This is a genomic window from Pirellulales bacterium, from assembly GCA_036499395.1.
In the GTDB taxonomy this organism is placed as follows: domain Bacteria; phylum Planctomycetota; class Planctomycetia; order Pirellulales; family JACPPG01; genus JACPPG01.
On record DASYDW010000129.1, the window covers coordinates 35900 to 53775 of the forward strand.

The 17876-nt window shown below is 60.5% G+C and carries 14 protein-coding genes; 9 read left to right on the forward strand and 5 right to left on the reverse strand.

All coding sequences use genetic code 11. The features are described 5' to 3' along the window. The first annotated feature begins 89 nt into the window (after positions 1-89). On the forward strand, positions 90-725 hold the full coding sequence (locus tag VGN12_25645) for an MOSC domain-containing protein (protein HEY4312860.1): 636 nt from the start codon (positions 90-92) through the stop codon (positions 723-725). Positions 726-779: 54 nt separating this feature from the next. On the opposite strand, the gene VGN12_25650 is transcribed toward VGN12_25645, so the two are convergent. Beyond that, positions 780-1748, reverse strand: coding sequence for an alpha/beta hydrolase (locus VGN12_25650; GenBank protein ID HEY4312861.1), 969 nt, complete (start codon positions 1746-1748; stop codon positions 780-782). 42 nt (positions 1749-1790) lie between these two features. Next, positions 1791-2282: a nuclear transport factor 2 family protein gene (locus VGN12_25655; GenBank protein ID HEY4312862.1), complete on the reverse strand. Its 492-nt coding sequence runs from the start codon at positions 2280-2282 to the stop codon at positions 1791-1793. A 306-nt stretch (positions 2283-2588) separates the two neighbouring features. On the opposite strand from VGN12_25655, the gene VGN12_25660 reads away from it, so the two are divergent. From VGN12_25660 to VGN12_25670, 3 genes are all read left to right on the forward strand, one after another. After that, complete coding sequence (locus tag VGN12_25660; GenBank protein ID HEY4312863.1) at positions 2589-4760, forward strand: penicillin acylase family protein; 2172 nt, start codon at positions 2589-2591, stop codon at positions 4758-4760. A 238-nt stretch (positions 4761-4998) separates the two neighbouring features. Then, complete coding sequence (locus VGN12_25665; GenBank protein ID HEY4312864.1) at positions 4999-5358, forward strand: 2Fe-2S iron-sulfur cluster-binding protein; 360 nt, start codon at positions 4999-5001, stop codon at positions 5356-5358. 116 nt (positions 5359-5474) lie between these two features. After that, positions 5475-6293 carry an enoyl-CoA hydratase-related protein gene (locus tag VGN12_25670; protein HEY4312865.1) on the forward strand — a complete coding sequence of 273 codons (819 nt, stop codon included), beginning with the start codon at positions 5475-5477 and terminating at the stop codon, positions 6291-6293. A 36-nt stretch (positions 6294-6329) separates the two neighbouring features. Here VGN12_25670 and VGN12_25675 read toward each other — a convergent pair whose 3' ends face one another. Further along, positions 6330-6944: a hypothetical protein gene (locus VGN12_25675; GenBank protein HEY4312866.1), complete on the reverse strand. Its 615-nt coding sequence runs from the start codon at positions 6942-6944 to the stop codon at positions 6330-6332. A gap of 82 nt (positions 6945-7026) precedes the next feature. After that, positions 7027-7281: a hypothetical protein gene (locus VGN12_25680; GenBank protein HEY4312867.1), complete on the reverse strand. Its 255-nt coding sequence runs from the start codon at positions 7279-7281 to the stop codon at positions 7027-7029. A gap of 190 nt (positions 7282-7471) precedes the next feature. Here VGN12_25680 and VGN12_25685 point away from each other — a divergent pair, with 190 nt between their 5' ends. The 3 genes from VGN12_25685 to VGN12_25695 all read left to right on the forward strand — a co-directional run bounded on the left by VGN12_25685 (position 7472) and on the right by VGN12_25695 (position 14607). Then, positions 7472-10006: a DUF1553 domain-containing protein gene (locus VGN12_25685; protein ID HEY4312868.1), complete on the forward strand. Its 2535-nt coding sequence runs from the start codon at positions 7472-7474 to the stop codon at positions 10004-10006. Positions 10007-10167: 161 nt separating this feature from the next. Continuing rightward, positions 10168-11541 (forward strand): DUF1501 domain-containing protein, encoded by a 1374-nt coding sequence (locus VGN12_25690; protein ID HEY4312869.1) that lies wholly within the window; start codon positions 10168-10170, stop codon positions 11539-11541. 219 nt (positions 11542-11760) lie between these two features. Next, positions 11761-14607 (forward strand): pitrilysin family protein, encoded by a 2847-nt coding sequence (locus VGN12_25695; GenBank protein HEY4312870.1) that lies wholly within the window; start codon positions 11761-11763, stop codon positions 14605-14607. Positions 14608-14773: 166 nt separating this feature from the next. Here VGN12_25695 and VGN12_25700 read toward each other — a convergent pair whose 3' ends face one another. Beyond that, complete coding sequence (locus tag VGN12_25700) at positions 14774-15835, reverse strand: TerC family protein (protein ID HEY4312871.1); 1062 nt, start codon at positions 15833-15835, stop codon at positions 14774-14776. A 656-nt stretch (positions 15836-16491) separates the two neighbouring features. Here VGN12_25700 and VGN12_25705 point away from each other — a divergent pair. Beyond that, on the forward strand, positions 16492-17295 hold the full coding sequence (locus VGN12_25705) for a MotA/TolQ/ExbB proton channel family protein (protein HEY4312872.1): 804 nt from the start codon (positions 16492-16494) through the stop codon (positions 17293-17295). Between the two features lie 122 nt (positions 17296-17417). Continuing rightward, positions 17418-17876, forward strand: a complete 459-nt coding sequence (locus VGN12_25710; protein HEY4312873.1) for a biopolymer transporter ExbD — start codon at positions 17418-17420, stop codon at positions 17874-17876.

Consider the following 17876-nt stretch of genomic DNA (forward strand, 5'->3'; position numbering starts at 1 on the left):
TCCCGTTCGTATACTTCTGTGCGATTAATCGAAGAAGAGTTCGACGACAATCACGTCACCGTCCCTCCCAGCTTTAGACTACTTGAGCGATGCAAATTCTCTCCGTCAACGTGGGACTGCCTCGCGACGTCGCTTGGCACGGCAAAATGGTTCGCACCGGGATCTTCAAGGATCCGGTTGTCGACCGGGTGCCGCTGCGCCGATTGAATTTGGACGGTGATGCGCAGTCCGACTTGACCGTCCACGGCGGCCGAGACAAGGCGATCTACGCTTATCCCTCGGAGCACTATAGCACTTGGGAAGCGCGCTTGGGCCGGCGGCTCTCACCCGGCGCCTTTGGCGAGAACCTCACCACCGCAGGGCTCTTTGAGGATCGGGTCTTTATCGGCGACGAGTTTCGCGTCGGCACGGCACGACTGGTCGTCACGCAGCCCCGGCTCCCCTGCTACAAGCTGGGAATTCGCTTCGATGATCCTAGCATGGTCAAAACGTTTCTCGACTCCGGCTGGCCCGGTATCTATTTCGCAGTGCTCGCAGAGGGCGCGGTTGGCCCCGGCGATTCGGTCGAGCGACTACATACCGACGAGCGCCGCATCACCGTGAAAGATATGCTCGCGCTGATCCTTGACCGTGACACCTCGCCCGGCGACGTGCGACGATTGCTCGAAATCCCGGCGCTGGCCGCCGTGTGGCGCGAGAAATTTCAATCCTGGCTGGACGGATAGCGCTTGGACATCGCCGTCTAATCCTGCTGGCGCGGGCGCACTTTCGATTAGTGCTTATTGACCCGTTACGTGCTTGCCGAGAAACGCTCGCATCAACGCAGCCATCTCCGCGCCGTTCGTCTCCAGCGCAAAATGCCCCGCGTCGATGAGATGAAATTCGAGCGTCTTCAGGTCCCGCTTGTAGGGCTCGGCCCCCGCGGGCGGAAAAATCTGGTCGTTCTTCCCCCAGATGATCAACATCGGTGGCTGATGGTTGCGAAAATATTCCTGCCACTTGGGATACAACGGTGGGTTGCTGCCGTAGCTGAGGAACAGGTCGAGTTGAATCTCGTCGTTGCCTTTCCGATCTAGCAAAAACTGATCCTCGGCAGCGCCGTCCGGGCTCACGAGCTCGGGATTCTTCGCCCCGGTTGTGTACTGCCACTTCGTGGCTTCGTACGTCAGCAAATTGCGGATAGCGTCCCGCTTCTCTTTGCTCTGCGGCGCCTTCCAGTATTCCTTGATCGGCTTCCAGAAGTCGTTGTCGAGCCCCTCGTCGTATGCGTTACCATTCTGAACGACGATGGCCGTGATGCGGTCCGGATGTTTCGCGGCGAGGCGATAGCCCACCGGAGCGCCATAGTCCTGCACGTACAGCGCGTATTTCTTCAATCCGAGCTGCTCCGTGAACTCATCGATCACTTTCGCCAGGTTGTCGAACGTGTAGGAAAACTTGTCGTGCGGCGGCATGGAGCTATGGCCATAGCCTGGGTAGTCCGGCGCAACGACGTGGTATTTTTCCGCCAGCGCCGGGATCAGATTGCGGAACATTTGTGAACTGGTCGGAAAACCGTGCAACAGCAACAGCGTCGGAGCGTTCCGCGAACCTGCCTCGCGGTAGAAGATATCGAGGTCACCAACCTTCGCGGTCTTATAGGTGACAACCGGCGTTTGCTGTGCCTGGGCCGTCGTCCCGTGGCCCACCACAAAGGCAACAACAATACATGCAGCCACGGCCGCTCGAATGGTTATAGAACACATCATAATTCTGCTCCCTTGAAACTCACTGAATCCTGTTAAGCGAAATTAGCGGACGTCCGCGATGCCAGGATGATCCACAGGCCGGGCGCCCGGCGCCGGCCAGAAGAATTTTCGCTCGGCCGCGTCAATCGGCACGTCGTTGATACTCGCCTCGCGGCGTCGCATCAGGCCGTGCTCGTCGAACTCCCACAGCTCATTGCCGTAGCTGCGATGCCACGCGCCGGCCGTATCGTGCCATTCGTACTGAAAGCGGACAGCGATGCGGTTATCGACAAAGGTCCACAACGCTTTCACCAGCCGGTAATCCAGCTCGCGCGACCATTTGCCCGCCAGGAACCGCTCGATCTGCTCGCGCCCCATGATGAACTCGCTGCGATTGCGCCACACCGAATCCACGGTATATCCTCGCGCCACGCGCTGCGGATCGCGCGTGTTCCAGGCGTCCTCGGCCAGCCGCACTTTCTGCACGGCCGTCTCGTGCGTGAACGGCGGGACGATTGCTTTCGTGGCACCGTGGGCAGGTGGATCCTGGCTCATCGTCAACTCCTATACAGCGTCCGCGCGGGCGGCGATCGAATCAGCACGAACAATCGTGATTTGCTGATCTCACGGCAGCCGGCATGATACCGCGCTCGACCGTGCTGCGCCGCGTCGCGGATTCAGCGGTCGGCAGCGCGAAGCCAATCCGTCATTTCCGCAGGCTTTCACCTCATTCGTGGCTAGTGGCGCCGCACCAAGGGGATCGGCATCGAATCTGCTTGCATCACGCTAAACCAGGGGCGATGCTATGGGCGGCTTTTCGGCCCTTCTGCCGCCCCATAAATCGTTCGAGGAGTTTTGGCCATGCATAGTCGTCGTTCGGCGCTTGCCTTGCTTTGCCTCGCCTCTTTGGCCGCGCCGCGCTTCGTGGCCGTTGCCGATGAAATCGATCCTTCGTCCCTGGCCCAAAGCGTCACGATCTATCGCGACGAGTGGGGCGTGCCGCATATCGACGCCGCGACCGACGAAGGAGTCGTCTTCGGTTTCGCCTATGCGCAATGCGAGGACTATTTCTGGCAGGTCGAAGATTCTTATCTGCAGTGCCTCGGACGCTACGCGGAAGTGGTCGGCGATGCAGGCCTGGAAAGCGATCTGCTCAACAATTCGTACGAAGTCGTCAATCGCTCGCGCGAGGATTTCAAGACCATCGAGCCGAAACTGCAAAAAATCTGCGCTGCTTACGCCGCCGGCTTCAATCATTACCTGGCCACACACCCGGACGTGAAGCCGCGACTGATCACGAAGCTCGAACCGTGGAACTTGATCGCCTTCGAACGCTTCACCTTGTTGAATTTCATTTACGGTAAGGCACACGTACCGAAGGCGGCCACCCGCAAACTGCAGGAGCAGATCCGTGCAGCCACGGGTTCGAACGCCTGGGCCATCGGTCCCTCGAAGACCAAGTCCGGCACCACCATGCTGTTCGCTAATCCGCATCAGCCGTGGTTCGGCGCTGGGCAATTCTATGAAGGGCACCTTCACAGCGGCGAAGGATGGAGCTTCTCGGGTTCGACCTTCTTCGGCGGCCCCATCCCCACGATCGGCCATAACGACTACCTCGGCTGGTCCCACACAGTGAACAATCCGGACATTGCCGACGTTTATCGCGAAACGTTCGACGACCCCAAGAGCCCGCTTAACTATCGCTACGGCGACGGCTACAAAACGGCCGAGCAGTGGCAAGTTTCGATCAATGTCCGCAGCGGTGACAAGGTCGAGCCGCGCAACTGCACGTTTCGCAAGACGCACCACGGCCCGCTCATGTCGAAGGAAGACGATACGCATTACCTGGCCGTGCGCATCGCGAAGATCATGGAAGGTAGCCGCCTGCGGCAAGCGCTCGACATGACTCGCGCTCGCAACTTTGACGATTGGCGCAAAGCCATGTCCGGGCTGAACCTGCAAATGTTCAACACGGTATATGCCGATCGCGATGGCAATATCTTCTACGTCTACAACGGCACGATTCCGCGCCGCGACCCCGGCTTCGACTGGACCAAGCCCGTCGACGGCAGCAACCCCAAGACCGAATGGCAGGGCCTGCACACCTTCGACGAGTTGCCGCAGATATTGAATCCACCGTCGGGCTATGTGCAGAACTGCAACGCCACTCCGTTCGCGGCCACCGACGACGGCAACCCTTTCCAGACCGATTTCCCGGCTTACATGGTCGAAGAACAGAACGACGACAAGCGCCGTTCGAAGGTGTCGCGCATGCTGCTGCGCAAGCTGCACGGAGCGACATTCGATGACTTGCAGCGTCTGGCCTTTGACACCACGCTGTACTGGCCACTGGTCGAAATTCCGCGTTATAAACGCGAGCTCGAGATACTGAAGAAAACTAATCCGGAACTGGCCGCCAAGGCCGAACCGCTGTTGGCCCACCTGGCGGACTGGGACTTCCGCTCGTCAACCACTTCCACGCAGACCACGTTGTGCGCGGCCTGGTATCAAGAGCTATACGGCACCGGTTATCCGGCCGAAAACTTGAAGCCGGAATATCAAGAGAGCCAGGCCAAGCGGTTCGAAGCTTTGATCATCGCCGCGGCCAAGATCAAGGCGCTATTTGGCGATTGGAAAGTCCCCTGGGGAGACATCAGCCGTATGCAGCGGCACCCCAACTTCGCCGAGGGTGCGCTCGTGCCGTTCGACGACAAGCAATCGAGCCTCGCCTGCCCCGGCGCGCCAGGTCCCTTGGGCGTAGTGTTCAACACCTACTACACGCCGATTACGCCGCAACGCAAAAAGCAATACGGCGTCGTCGGGCATTCCTTCGTCGGCGTGTACGAGTTCAGCAAGAACGAAAAGGTTAAAGCCGCCACGATTCTGCAATTCGGCGAGAGTGCCGACCCGAATTCACCCCACTACTTCGATCAGGCCCAACTCTACGTGCAGCAAAAATTCAAACCGGCCTGGTTCGACTGGGACGAAGTCGTGGCACACTCGAAGGTGAAGTACCACCCCGGCGCGCGCTAAGTTCACAAAGACGGGCAGCGTCCGACGTCGTGCCATGTTTTTCCGCCACAGGCGGATAAGCATGCCGAACGACCACAACACGTCCTTTCGTGAAGATAAGAAGACCGGCCTCATAGAGGCCATCTACAAAGGCGGGTTGCTTTGCAGCCCGCAACCGGAATAATGCGTCGCAAGCGCACCGTGCGTGCGCGAGCAACAGAATTCACTGAAATCAGTCCGCGAAAAAGGTAGGCCAGCGATGCCAAAGCTTTCGGTCGAAGGAGTCGGCGAGTTCACGGTCCCCGAAGGTAAGCGCCTGGTGCTGGCGCTCACCGAGGATGCCGGCATCGATCAGTTGCACGCCTGCGGCGGCAACGCCCGTTGCACAACCTGCCGCGTGGAATTCGTGGCCGGCGAGCCGGACAAGATGACCGTGGCCGAAAAGAATGTACTGGCCGCGCGCGGCCTGAGCGGCGTGCGCCTCAGTTGCCAGATCCTGTGCGACCACGACATGACGGTCCGCGCCATCAGCCGGCTCGAGGGAAGCGGCCGCAAGGACGCCGGCGGCCCGCCTGCCACCGACCTGCAACCCCAACCGGTCGAATGGACCACGAAGTAAAGACACTTTTCCAGGGAAGTGAAAGCACTACACCAAAATGGAAATATCAAAGTCCCTCTCCCTCCGGAAGAGGGTCGGGTGAGGGTCTTAGGGACTGACCGCCGGAGTAGCAAAAAATGGCCGAGTCCACCGAAACGGCCGAAGTCGTCACGCGAGTCCTGCCGGGCGACGAAGGAAACATCCTGCAGATCACGATCAATCGCGCCGCGGTTCACAACTGCGTGAACGGCGCCGCGGCCGCGCAACTGCTCATCGCGTGGCAAAGCTTTCAGCAAGACGATTCGCTGCTCGTGGCCGTGCTGCATGGCGCCGGAGACAAATCATTCTGTTCGGGGGCCGATCTCACGGCGCTCGATCAGCTATCGACGCTCGGTGACGAAACCGCCTCGCGCGGTCAACTCGAACAACAGGGTGCCGGCCCGATGGGGGGCACCCGCCTCGTGCAGGTCAAGCCGGTCATCACGATGGCGCAGGGCTACGCCTACGCCGGTGGGCTCGAACTCTTTTGCCACGGGCATATTCGCATTGCCGAGCCGCAGGCTACGTTCTCGGTCGCCTGCCGGCGGTGGGGCGTGCCGCTGGTCGACGGTGGGACCGTCTATCTGCCACGACTACTGGGTTGGGGCAACGCACTGCCACTAATCATTACAGGCGAACGCATCTCAGCCGCGCGGGCTCGCGAGATCGGCCTCGTCTGGGAAATCGTTCCCGAAGGTACCGGCCTGGCCCGCGCGCTCGACGTCGCCGAGCAAATCTGCCGGCAACCGCGCGACGCCATGCTCGCCGACCTGAACTCAGCAATCCACGGGCTGTCGCTAACGATGGAAGACGCGCTCGAAGCCGAAGCGGCCAACATGTACCGCGTCATGCGCAGCGAAAGCACTGCCCGCGGCCTAGCACGCTTCGCCCGCGGCGAGCGGTTCTGGTTCAAATAATCGCCTTGTCGGCGATGCACTTGAATGAAGGTCTGCTCATTGATGCCCTTTGTCGATCAGCGCATCTTCCAGAATGGCCGTTTTGTCTTTGGTTGGTTGGACAACGTTCCAATTTGCGGCGATTTTCTGAAACACGGCGACCAACGTGACCTGATCCTCCGCACGCGCGGGTACATAAGGAGGAAAATCGATCCTATAGCCGTATGAATCGTCCGCGAATGTAGGCTCGTCAATTAGCTCCCGATCTAAAGCTCGATGTTCGTCAGAGTAATAGTCGACCGTTTTGAGCTTCTCATGAATTGGCTGGTTGTATCTGCTGATCTCGGCGAGCATGGCATCCGAGTACTTGGGCAACACTCGAATCCGAATCTGTAAATGCGAGTCAACGCGACTTTCGCCCTGCGCTCGCGCTGAGCCTCGCAACCTCATGGTTGGCGTGATGACCTTCAGAACGACATGGCCTGCTACCGAGTCCATAGCGACGGACCAACCCTCAGGAAGTAACTCCTGAACTTGTTTGACCAAATTGTCATCCGCCGTCGATTGCGACGGGTCGCAAATCAGCAGCAAAGCAATCAGGACTGCGGTTGCATACTGTACGGTCCGCATGGTGCCCTCCGAGCGAAGTTTCAGGAAACTCTGATCTTTCATTGCATCCGAATAAAATCAGCCGTATTTCAAATCTGCGCAATCCGCGCATCAAACTCTTCGTCATTCTGACACGACACCGTCCTTACGGGCCCGCAAAGACGCGGATCGATATCGCGATTAGCAAAATCACGATCGTCGGCGCGAAGATGATCGCCAACCACGCGCGGCCCCAGATCGCCGCCGCGCCAATCAGCGCAACTGTGGCGGCGCCGGCGAGCGCCGGAATGCTAAGCAAGTCGACCGGTATGCCGAAGCTGGCTAGCCATGCCGCCACGGCAAACCACGCCATCGCATGAAACAACCGCAGGATCGTGAATCGGGGTCGAGTGAACGCCATTCGCCCATTCTAACAGGCCCAGGTGCATGGCAATTGCCGCCTGTTCGGCTTCCCACACACGTGCTTTCATAGTCTGGACCGGCTAAACTATCGATCGTCCCCACCCGCCCGAGACTGGTGCTAGCCTAACGCCGCGGGCACGCCGCGCGGGGCGCCGCCAGTCGCATGACAACCTGCCGGACGAATTTGCATGCCGCGCACGATTTTGCCCGCGCTGGCGATCTCTCTTCTGTTGGCCGGTAGCGCTGCGCGCGGCGAGGACGCAGCAGCGGTTCCCGGAGTCGACGAATCGTTCTTCGAAACCCATGTGCGCCCCGTTCTCGTGGCGCACTGCGCGAAATGCCACGGCGCAGACAAGCAATCCGGCAGTCTGCGTGTCGACTCACGCGAAGCACTAATATCCGGCGGCGATCGAGGTCCAGCGCTCGTACCAGGAAACGCCCCGGAGAGTTTGCTGCTGCGAGCCGTTCGCCATAACGATTCGAACGACCGCGACGATCTGCACATGCCCCCCGACGAGCAATTGCCGGCTGCCGTGGTCGAGGACCTGGCAACGTGGATTCGCGCCGGGGCTCCCTGGCCTGCGAGTGTCGCGAACACGGCCGCCTTCGATCGGGTACGGCATTGGGCGTTTCAACCGGTTCGAGCCGTCGAACCGCCGGTGGACAGTACCGGTTGGGCGACGACGCCGATCGATCATTTAATCGCCGCGCAATTAGCTGATCACCAGTTGCAGCCTGCCGCGCCCGCGACAAAACACGGTTTGCTGCGGCGCGCCTATTTCGACCTGATCGGGCTGCCACCATCGCCCGCGGTTATCGCGGAGTTTGAAACGGACGATTCGCCCGAGGCATTCGCCCGCGTGGTTGACCGATTGTTGGCGTCGCCTCGGTATGGCGAGCGCTGGGGGCGACACTGGCTGGACGTCGTACGCTATGCCGACACCGCCGGCGACAATGCCGACTATCCCGTGCCCGAGCTGCATCAGTATCGCGATTTCGTGATCGCCTCGTTCAACGCCGACAAGCCGTACGACGAGTTCTTGCGCGAGCAACTGGCGGGCGACATCATGGCCACGGCCGTGCCGGACAGACATTATGCCGAGCGCGTGATCGGCACAGGTTTCATCGCACTGTCGCGCCGCTATGGCACCATGCCAGGCGAGCTGTGGCACCTGACGCTCGAAGACACGATCGATACCGTCGGTCAGGCATTTCTCGGGCTCACGCTTCGTTGCGCCCGTTGCCACGATCATAAGTTCGATCCCGTGACAACCGAGGACTATTACGCGCTGTACGGCATCTTCGATAGCACGCGCTATGCTTACGCGGGCTCGGAAGAGTACCAGTCGAAGGGCTTGAATCGCACCGGCTTCATGCCGCTCGCTCCGCCAGCCGAGGCAGCGCCACAGATCGCGGCCCACGCCGAGCGCGTCAACGAGTTGCGACGTGCCTTCGAACAAGCCGAGAAAGACGATCCAGCGACACTCGAACTGGCGAAGTTGCAAACCAACATCGACTCGCTCGTGGCGCAACTCAAAGACGTGCCGACCGACGAGCAACAGCAGACGCAGCGGAAGCAAGAACTACAGCAGCTCGAGGACGAACATAAGAAGATCAAGCGCGACCTGGAGAAAAAGCTGAGGACGCTGCGCGACGAGCTACGCGACGCGCAGCGCAGTGGGCTTCCCCCTGACATGCCTGGCGCGTATGCCGTCTGCGAAGGTACGCCGCATGACGTGCCGGTCCAGCGTCGCGGCGAACCCGGCGAACCGGGGCCGGTCGCAAAGCGCAACGCACCGAAGTTCTTACGCGGCGAAACCGAGTTAACGATTGCCGCGGGCGCAAGCGGCCGCTTGGAACTAGCCGGCTGGCTTAGCAGTCCGCAGAATCCGCTCACGGCCCGCGTGATGGTCAATCGTCTCTGGCAGTGGCATTTCGGCAAGGGATTGGTGGCAACCTCTTCGAACTTTGGCCTGCGAGGCGCCGCGCCAACGCATCCTGAACTGCTCGACTGGCTGGCGCACGAGTTTGTCGCCAGTGGCTGGTCCGTAAAGGCTATGCACCGCGCGATCATGTTGTCGCAAACTTATCAGGCATCGTCGCAGCCCAAGGGTGATGCGCTGAACATCGATCCGGCGAATCAATACTACGCGCGTTTCGATCGGCGGCGTCTCGATGCCGAAGCGCTGCGTGACGCGGTGCTGACCGTGGCCGGCACGCTCGATCTATCGCCACCGACGGCCCATCCGTTTCCACCGTTGAACGAGTGGCATTGGACGCAGCACAATCCATTCAAGACGATCTATCCCTCGCAAAAGCGCAGCGTCTATCTGATGACACAGCGACTGCAACGGCATCCCTATTTGATGTTGTTCGACGGACCAGATACGAACTATTCAACCGGTGTCCGCACCGAGGCCACGGTCCCTTTGCAGGCACTGTACTTCTTGAACAACCCAAGCTTCACGGCCCAGGCCGAGGCGTTCGCCACAAGGCTGATCACGCAGTCCTCGACCCCGGCCGAGCGTGTGAAGGCGGCTACGCTGCAAGCCTTGTCGCGGCCGGCAAGCGACGACGAAACACTCGGGATGCTCGGCTACATCAATCAATTTCGCCAAGAGCTCGCGATCACCGGCTGCAAGCACGAAAAGTTAGAGCAAGCAACCTGGACGCAATACGCCCGCGTGCTGCTATCGTCGAATGAGTTTTTGTACGTTGATTGAGGATGCAAGAAATTTTGCCACAGCGAGCACCGAGGACACTGAGGAGATAACGGAGCGCGACACAATTGTCAGAAAGATGCGTACGAACAGAAAAGAAACCAATGCATTTCCCTCTCTGTGAACTCTGTGCCCTCGGTGGCTAATTTCGGAATTAAAGACTGATGCGACGACCTTCAATCAACCGGCGTGACTTTCTGGCCCAGGTTGCTGCGAGCGGTTTGGCTGCCGGAGCAGGCGCACTGCGTGCGCAGTTGGCGCTTGCTGCTGAAACCAACGGCGGTGGGCCGCTGGCGCCGCGGCGCGCCCATTTTGCGCCCAAGGCCGAGCGGTTGATCGTCGTCTTTCTCACCGGTGGCTACTCGCAGGTCGATACGTTCGATCCGAAGCCAAGACTCGCCACAGATCATGGCAAAGAGCATGGCGGCGGGTTTCTGCTCGGCTCACCTTTCAAGTTTCAGGCGTGCGGCCAGTCCGGCCTGATGCTGAGCGATTTGTTCCCGCACTTGGGCGGCATTGCGGACGAGCTGTGCGTGCTGCGAACGCTGCACACCGACATCGTCGAGCATTTTCAAGCCACGCTGGCCATGCATACCGGTTCGGCTACGGTGCCGATGCCCAGCTTGGGCGCCTGGGTCAGTTACGCGCTGGGGACGCACAACGGCAATCTGTCGTCGTATATGGTGCTGGCCGAGCATCTGCCGTACGCCGGCGCGCAGGTCTGGGACAACAGCTTTCTGCCACCGCATTACCAGGGTGTGCGGATCGTGCCGGGGGACGAACCGATCGCGGATTTGCGCCCGCAGGCGCGCAGTGTGCGATTGGCCGAGCTTGAACAACTCATGCTGCGCGACATGAACCAGCGGCACGCGGCCGCACGGCCAGCAGATGCCAACCTGACGGCGCGGGCCAGCAGCTTCGACGTCGCCCAGGGCATGATGCGAGAAGCGCCCGAGGCTTTCGACGTCGCGCGCGAAAACCGGCAAACGCTCGATACCTATGGTGTCGCCGAGGGTGACCGAAAATCTTTCGCCTGGCAATGCCTGGTCGCGCGGCGCATGGTCGAGCGTGGTGTGCGCGTGGTCGAGTTGATCGACACCGGCTCGCACGACAATTGGGACGCCCACGGCGACATGCAGGACCATCGCAAAAAAGCGCAGCGCGTCGATCAGCCGCTAGCAGCGCTGATCGCCGACCTGAAACGACGAGGCTTGTTGGAAACCACATTGATCGTCGGTTGCACAGAGTTCGGGCGCACGCCCTGGACCGCCAAGCCAAACACCAAGGGGCGCGAGCATCACGCCCAGGCATTTAGTTGCTTCCTGGCCGGGGCCGGCGTCCGCGGCGGCATGTCCTACGGCGAAACCGACGAATACGGCGCCAAAATCGCCAAAGATCCTGTACACGTCCACGATTATCACGCCACGATTTTGCACCTGTTGGGCTTGGACCACACGCGGCTGACTTATCGCTACGCCGGACGTGATTTCCGCCTGACCGACGTATCCGGCACCGTGCTGCGGCCGATCCTGGCCTGATCGACAACCGCCCGAAAATGATCTCGCGCGGCGCCGCGTGCGTATTGCCTAGCGGGGCTCGCACATTCGTGCGGGACACTCGGTATTTGGGACGCGCAGTCGTCGTTTCACATCACTCCGGCGTTCACATCCGTCATCCCCTCTTGGTTGCTTTGGGCAATCGCCGCTAGACTACGGCCAGTCCTGCGTTTCGACTTGCTCGCGCTTCAGGAAAACAAAATGCGATATCAGCGCTCGATCTGCTTAAGCGTCTTCTGCCTCTCCATGCTCTTATGCCCATCGACCGTCAGCCTGGCCAAAGACGCCCCGGCGGCAAAACCGGCCAACGCGGACAAAGCCTTGGACGCCAAACCGGCGGGCGAAAAGAAGCTGTTCGACTTTCGCGAGATCAAGCTCGACAACGGTCTGCGCGTGATCACGCTCGAAGATTTCTCTTGCCCGATCGTCAACGTGCAGGTTTGGTACCACGTTGGCTCGAAGGATGAGAATCCCGAACGGCAGGGCTTTGCCCACATGTTCGAGCACATGATGTTTCGTGGCACCGAACGGCTCGGCCCCACCGAACACATGGACCTGGTCCGTCAGGCCGGCGGTGAATGCAACGCCTACACCTCGTTCGATCAGACCGTTTACCACGAGACACTCGCCGCGCACCAGTTGGAGCTGGCGCTATGGCTCGAAGCGGATCGTATGGCCGGCCTAAAGATCGACCAAGGCTCGTTCGATACCGAGCGCAAAGTCGTCGAGGAAGAACGGCGCATGGGCCTGAACCGGCCATTTGGCACGGTGATGGAAAAAGTCATGGCCGAGGTTTTTCAAAAGCATCCGTATCGCTGGACGCCGATTGGCAAAATTCCGCATTTGCGTTCGGCGGCCGTGCAAGAGCTGCGCGATTTCTGGAATCTATATTACGTGCCGAACAATGCCACGCTGATCGTGGCCGGCGCCGTCAAACATGCCGAGGCGCAGCAATTGGCCAAGCGTCATTTCAGTTGGATTCCCCGCGGCGCTGATCCTCCTCGCGTCAAGATCGAGGAACCGTGGCCCGAGGCCGGCCGCACCGTGACAATCAAAGAGGATAACGCGCCGGCGCCGATCGTGGGCGTGCTGTTCCGCACCGTCCCGCAAACACACCCGGATCATGTGCCGCTCGAGTTGCTCTCGACCATTCTCGTGGGCGATGACAGCAGCCGGATGTATCGCTCGCTGGTCGTCGATAAGAAAGTGGCCGTTTCGGCGATCGATATCTCGCAAACGCTCGAACAAGAGGGAGTTTTCTTCGCCGGGGCCATCGTGCCGCCGTTCGGTGCCAAGCCGGACGCCGCGATCGAGGCGCTCGATCAGGAAATCGAAAAGCTGCGCACCGGGCCGATCAGCGAGCATGAACTGTTGAAGGCCAAGAACCGCGCCTTGAAAAGCATCGTCACGCAAACGCTGACCGTCGAGGGCAAGGCCTCGGCCCTGGGCGAAGCGGCCGTGATCGAGGGCAATCCCGAACGAGCCAACGACATTCTGGCCGACGTGCGCCGCGTAACGATCGATGACTTGCAGCGCGTGGCGAAGAAATATCTTGTGCCCGACCGGCAGATCAAGGTGATCATCCCCGCCAGCGGCATGGCGGCCGGCCCGAAGAAGAATCCCGAAGAGGACGCCCCGATCACGGCCCAGACCGAGACACAGGCGCCGCGTCCAGGCCGGCCCGGCGTGTCGCGCCCGCAAGGCTTCTTCCCGGCTCCGCCCTTGGCGGCGCCCCTGGATGTTGAACCGCCGCCGTTGGCCCACACCACGCACAAGCTGAAAAACGGCTTGCAACTGCTGATCGTGCCGAATCACGAGGTGCCGTTCGTCAGCGCCACGCTCGGCCTGCTGTCGGGCGCGTGGACCGAGACCAAGCCGGGCACCGCCTCAATGACCTTGGACATGATTACCAAGGGGACGAAGCATCATGACGAAGCACAACTGGCCGACGAGCTGGGGACCTACGCCATCAGCCTGTCAGGCACGGGGGGCATGGACTCGTCCTCGGTGAACGCGAACTGCTTGACCGAAGAATTGGAACGAACGCTCGGACTGATGGGCGAAGTCGTGCGCGAGCCGACGTTTCCAGAACCCGAGTTCGATGACAATCTGAAGCAGGCGCTAACGGGCCTGCGCGTCTCGTCACGTGAGCCGGCCTACATTGCGCGGCGCGAACTGCGCCGCAAGATGTACGGCGAGCATCCGTATGCTCGCACGGCGACCGGCGAAGTAAAGAATGTCGAAGCGCTCGAAATTGCCGATCTGTCGGGATGGTGGAAGAAATTCGCGCGGCCCGATTCGGCAGTGCTAATTCTGTCGGGCGATATCGACGACGCGCGCGGCGTGGCGCTCGCTGAGAAAGTGTTCGGCAATTGGCAGGCCGAGGGCGAGAAGCCCGAGATCAAGCTCCCCGACCCGCCGGCAGCCGGAGCGACCGGCATCGTTTTGGTCGATCGGCCCGACGCAACGCAGAGCCAGATCTACGCGGGACAGTTGGGCATCACCCGACATGATCCGCGCTACGCTGCCAGCCGCGTGATCGATGGTTATTTCGGCGGAGCATTCTCCAGCCGACTGAACGAAACGATTCGCGTCAAACGAGGGCTGACCTACGGCGCCAACGGCGGATTCCACGCCCAGCGCTTCGCCGGCGACTTTACCGTCCACACGTTTAGCAAAACCGAATCGACGGCCGAAGCACTCTCGGCCGTCTTCGACGAGATCAAACGCCTGAAAAGCGAACCTCCGACGGCTGACGAACTGCGTAAGACGAAAGCCTTCATCGTCGGCAGCTTTCCCATGGACCGCGAGACGCCGATGCAAATGGCGTCCGAGCTGTGGCTGTTGGCGGTCAACAACCTGCCGGAGAACTATTTCGACCAAGAGCTGCGCAGCGTTGTCCGGGCCGATGAGCCGGCCTGCATGGACCTAATCGAGAACGTGGTCCGGCCCGACCAAACCGTGGTGGTCGTCGTTGGCAGCGCCGAGCAGTTGAAAGCAGGGCTCGAAAAGATCGCACCCGTCACCGTCATCGACGCCAAGGAATAATTGGCGCGGGCGGGGCTGTGAGCGCGAAGCAGTAGATGATTGATGCTGCGCGAGCGTGTCGTTCGCTCGGCACTTCACGTTCATTGCCCGAGCGACCCTCACCCTACCCTCTCCCGGAGGGAGAGGGGTTTGACGCGCACGTTTGGCTGCCGCAACTCGGCCGCGGCTATTCGACGCTGCTATTCGTGACGTTGCGCTCTTGCGCTTCGTTGGCCGCGTCTTCGCCGTGCGGCTTATGCGTGTCGTGCGGGCCGGCGATCTTGGCGTGAACGACCGAGGCGCCGATCGAAACCGTCAATAGCCCCAGCACCACGACCAGCGACGCCCAGGCCGGCGGATTGCCGATCCATTTTTGCGCCCACTCCGGCGGATTGCCGAAACGGTCGACGTACCACTCTGGTGGATGGGCCACCCAGTGCAGCAGCATTTTCAGGCCAACGAACAGCAGGATCGCCGACAATCCATACTTCAAGTAGCGGAACATGTCCATCACGCCCGCCAGCAGGAAGTACAACGCCCGCAGGCCGAGAATGGCGAACACATTCGACGAAAAAACGATGAACGGATCGTCGGTAAAGGCAAAAATGGCCGGCACGCTATCGAAGGCAAACGCAAAGTCCGTGGCATCGATCACGATCAACACCAGGAACAACGGCGTGATGGCAAACTTGCCCGCCTCGCGCACGAAGAATTTCTCGCCGTAGTTTTCCTTCGAGATCGGCAGGAAGCGGCGCGACAGTCGCAGGGTCCAACCGTTTTCGGGGTCGGCCTCTTCGTCCGAGAAGGCCAGCTTCATGGCTGTCCAGACCAGGAACAGCCCCAGAGCGTAAGTTATGAACTCGAAACGCTTGATCAGCTCACCGCCAACCAGTACGAACGTCAACCGCATGACGACCGCGCCCAGGATGCCCCAGAACAGCACCCGGTACTGGTACTTCATCGGGACGCTGAAATAACTGAAGATCACGGCAAAGACGAAGACGTTGTCCATCGACAACGACCATTCGACCAGGTAGCCGGTGAAGAACTCGGTGGCGGGCTGCAGCCCGGCGTAGTACCAGATGAAGGCGTTAAACGCCAACGCGACCGCGACCCAGGTGGCCGTCGCCCGAGCGGCCTCGGCCAGGCTCGTTTCCTTGGCCCCGCGATGAAAGACTCCCAGATCGAGCGCCAGGAGCACAGAGACGAAGACGGCGAAGGCCAGCCAATGCCAGAGAGTGACGTCCATCCAGGATCTAGTTATCTCTCGCCGTGTTGAAGCGTCGCTTGCCTGTCTGCGACGCTGTGTAAGTCGACGCTGTGCAAACCACTGTCCCGCGAACTGCCTGTGATCCGTATGTCGCCGACATCCGAGGTCCTTGGCGGCCGAGCGTCAGCCCCGAGTTTGCGCGGTCATCATAAACGTTACAGTCCACAGCGACAACCGCGGCGCGGGTACACCCAGCGGTCGACAGCAGGACGTTGCTGCGGCGGGCAACCTTTCGCCAACGAAGTAATGCGCGCCGCCTGACCCTTCTGGGGTAGATCGCGCTCATTTCACGCCCGTTGTCGGCCGTGGTCCGATTGTGCCGATTCTGACGAATTCGTTTGCTAGCCGCGTCGTAAACCTCGTGGCACACGCGGATTCTGTTGAAGCCAATGGAATCAGGGGATAGCATGAACCGTGGCGGGTTTGTCGAAGGAAAAAGCGCAGCCGGCCTTCTGCTAGCGCGCTCTCTCCGCGTACAACCCGGCAGGAACAGCACCATTCGCGTTGGAAAGGGATATCCACAAGTCTCGCATGTTAGCCAGGCCGCCGGTCGATGCGCCGGCGCACCGAATCGTTTCAGACGCCGCGCCGTCACTCTACCGTGCGCGCGGCACCCAATAAACAGGAGAAGAGACGTGCATTCTTGGTTCGGTCGATTGCGGCGTTTGCGCCCCTTGCTTGCCGTCGCCGTGGCGCTCGTGCTGGTGTCGTTCTTCGCTAGCGCTGCATTCGCGGCCGAAGGGGAACAGGCCGCGCCCGAACAAGGCGAAAGCTACCTGATTTGGGTGGCCAGGAACTCGGGCGTGATCGGCGTCGTGATCCTGATCCTCAGCGTGTACTTCGTCGCCACGGTCGTGCGCATGTTCATGGAGCTGCGCGAAAAGGTCGCCGCCCCGCCGGAGCTGATCGCGCAGAGCGAGGATCTGATCCAGCAGCGCGACTTTCGCCAGCTCTACAAGGTGTTGCGCGAAAGCGATTCGTTCTTCGGTCGCACGCTGTCGACAGGCATTTCCGAATTGCCCAATGGCCTGCCCGAGGCGCGCGAAAGCATGGACCGCACCAGCGAAGCAATCACGATGGAAATGGAACGCATGATCAGCATGCTCGCCGTGCTCGGCACGTTGGGGCCGATGATCGGCCTGTTGGGAACGCTGAAAGGGATGATCGCCAGCTTCAGCGTGATCGCCCGCTCGGGCACGCACCTCGATGCGTCGCAAGTGGCCGGCGGTATTTCCGAAGCGCTGCTGCTGACATTCGAAGGTGTGCTCTTGTCGGTGCCCGCGATTTACTTCTACGCGTTGTTCCGCAACCGCATCTCGGCGATTTCCTCGAACACCACGCTGTTGTGCGAGCAGATGTTGCGCCGCCTGTTCCACATGGCACAGTGGAAAGCGTCGCCAGGCGCCGCCACCGCGGCCGCAGGACCGGCCACGAAATAAACGATCTACCGAAGCAACCCGTCATGCCGCGAGGCAATGGCATCGTGGAAGGTCGTCCGAAGCAACTCCGAACTTAGACATTTGCAATTCGTCCTTCGTCATTTTTCTCGCAGGGTTAACCAATGTCCGGCAGCATGAGCTCGGAAAATCGTGCCGAGCCGAACCTGACGCCGATTCTGGACATGGTGTTCCAGTTGATCACCTTTTTCATGTTGGTGGTCAATTTCAAGTCGGCCAGCGTCGACCTGAACCTCGAGCTGCCGGTGATCGGCTCGGCCATGCCATCCGAGAGCGACGACAGTGACGTGATGGTATTGAACATCGACAAGGAAGGCCGGTTGCGCGTCTACGGCGAAGAGAAGAACGTCGACGCTTACGTCGCGCAGGAAGCCCAACTCTCCCTGCGCAAAGCAAGGCAAACCGATCCCGAGCTGGAGCCCGGAGGCGAACTACCGCGCACGGTCGTGATCCGCGCCGACAAGTCCACGCCGTTCAAACTCTTGAACAACGTGATTCGCACCTGCCAATCGCAAGGCTTTCGCAAGTTCCAATACCGCGCCATGACTGCCGGAGAGACCTGA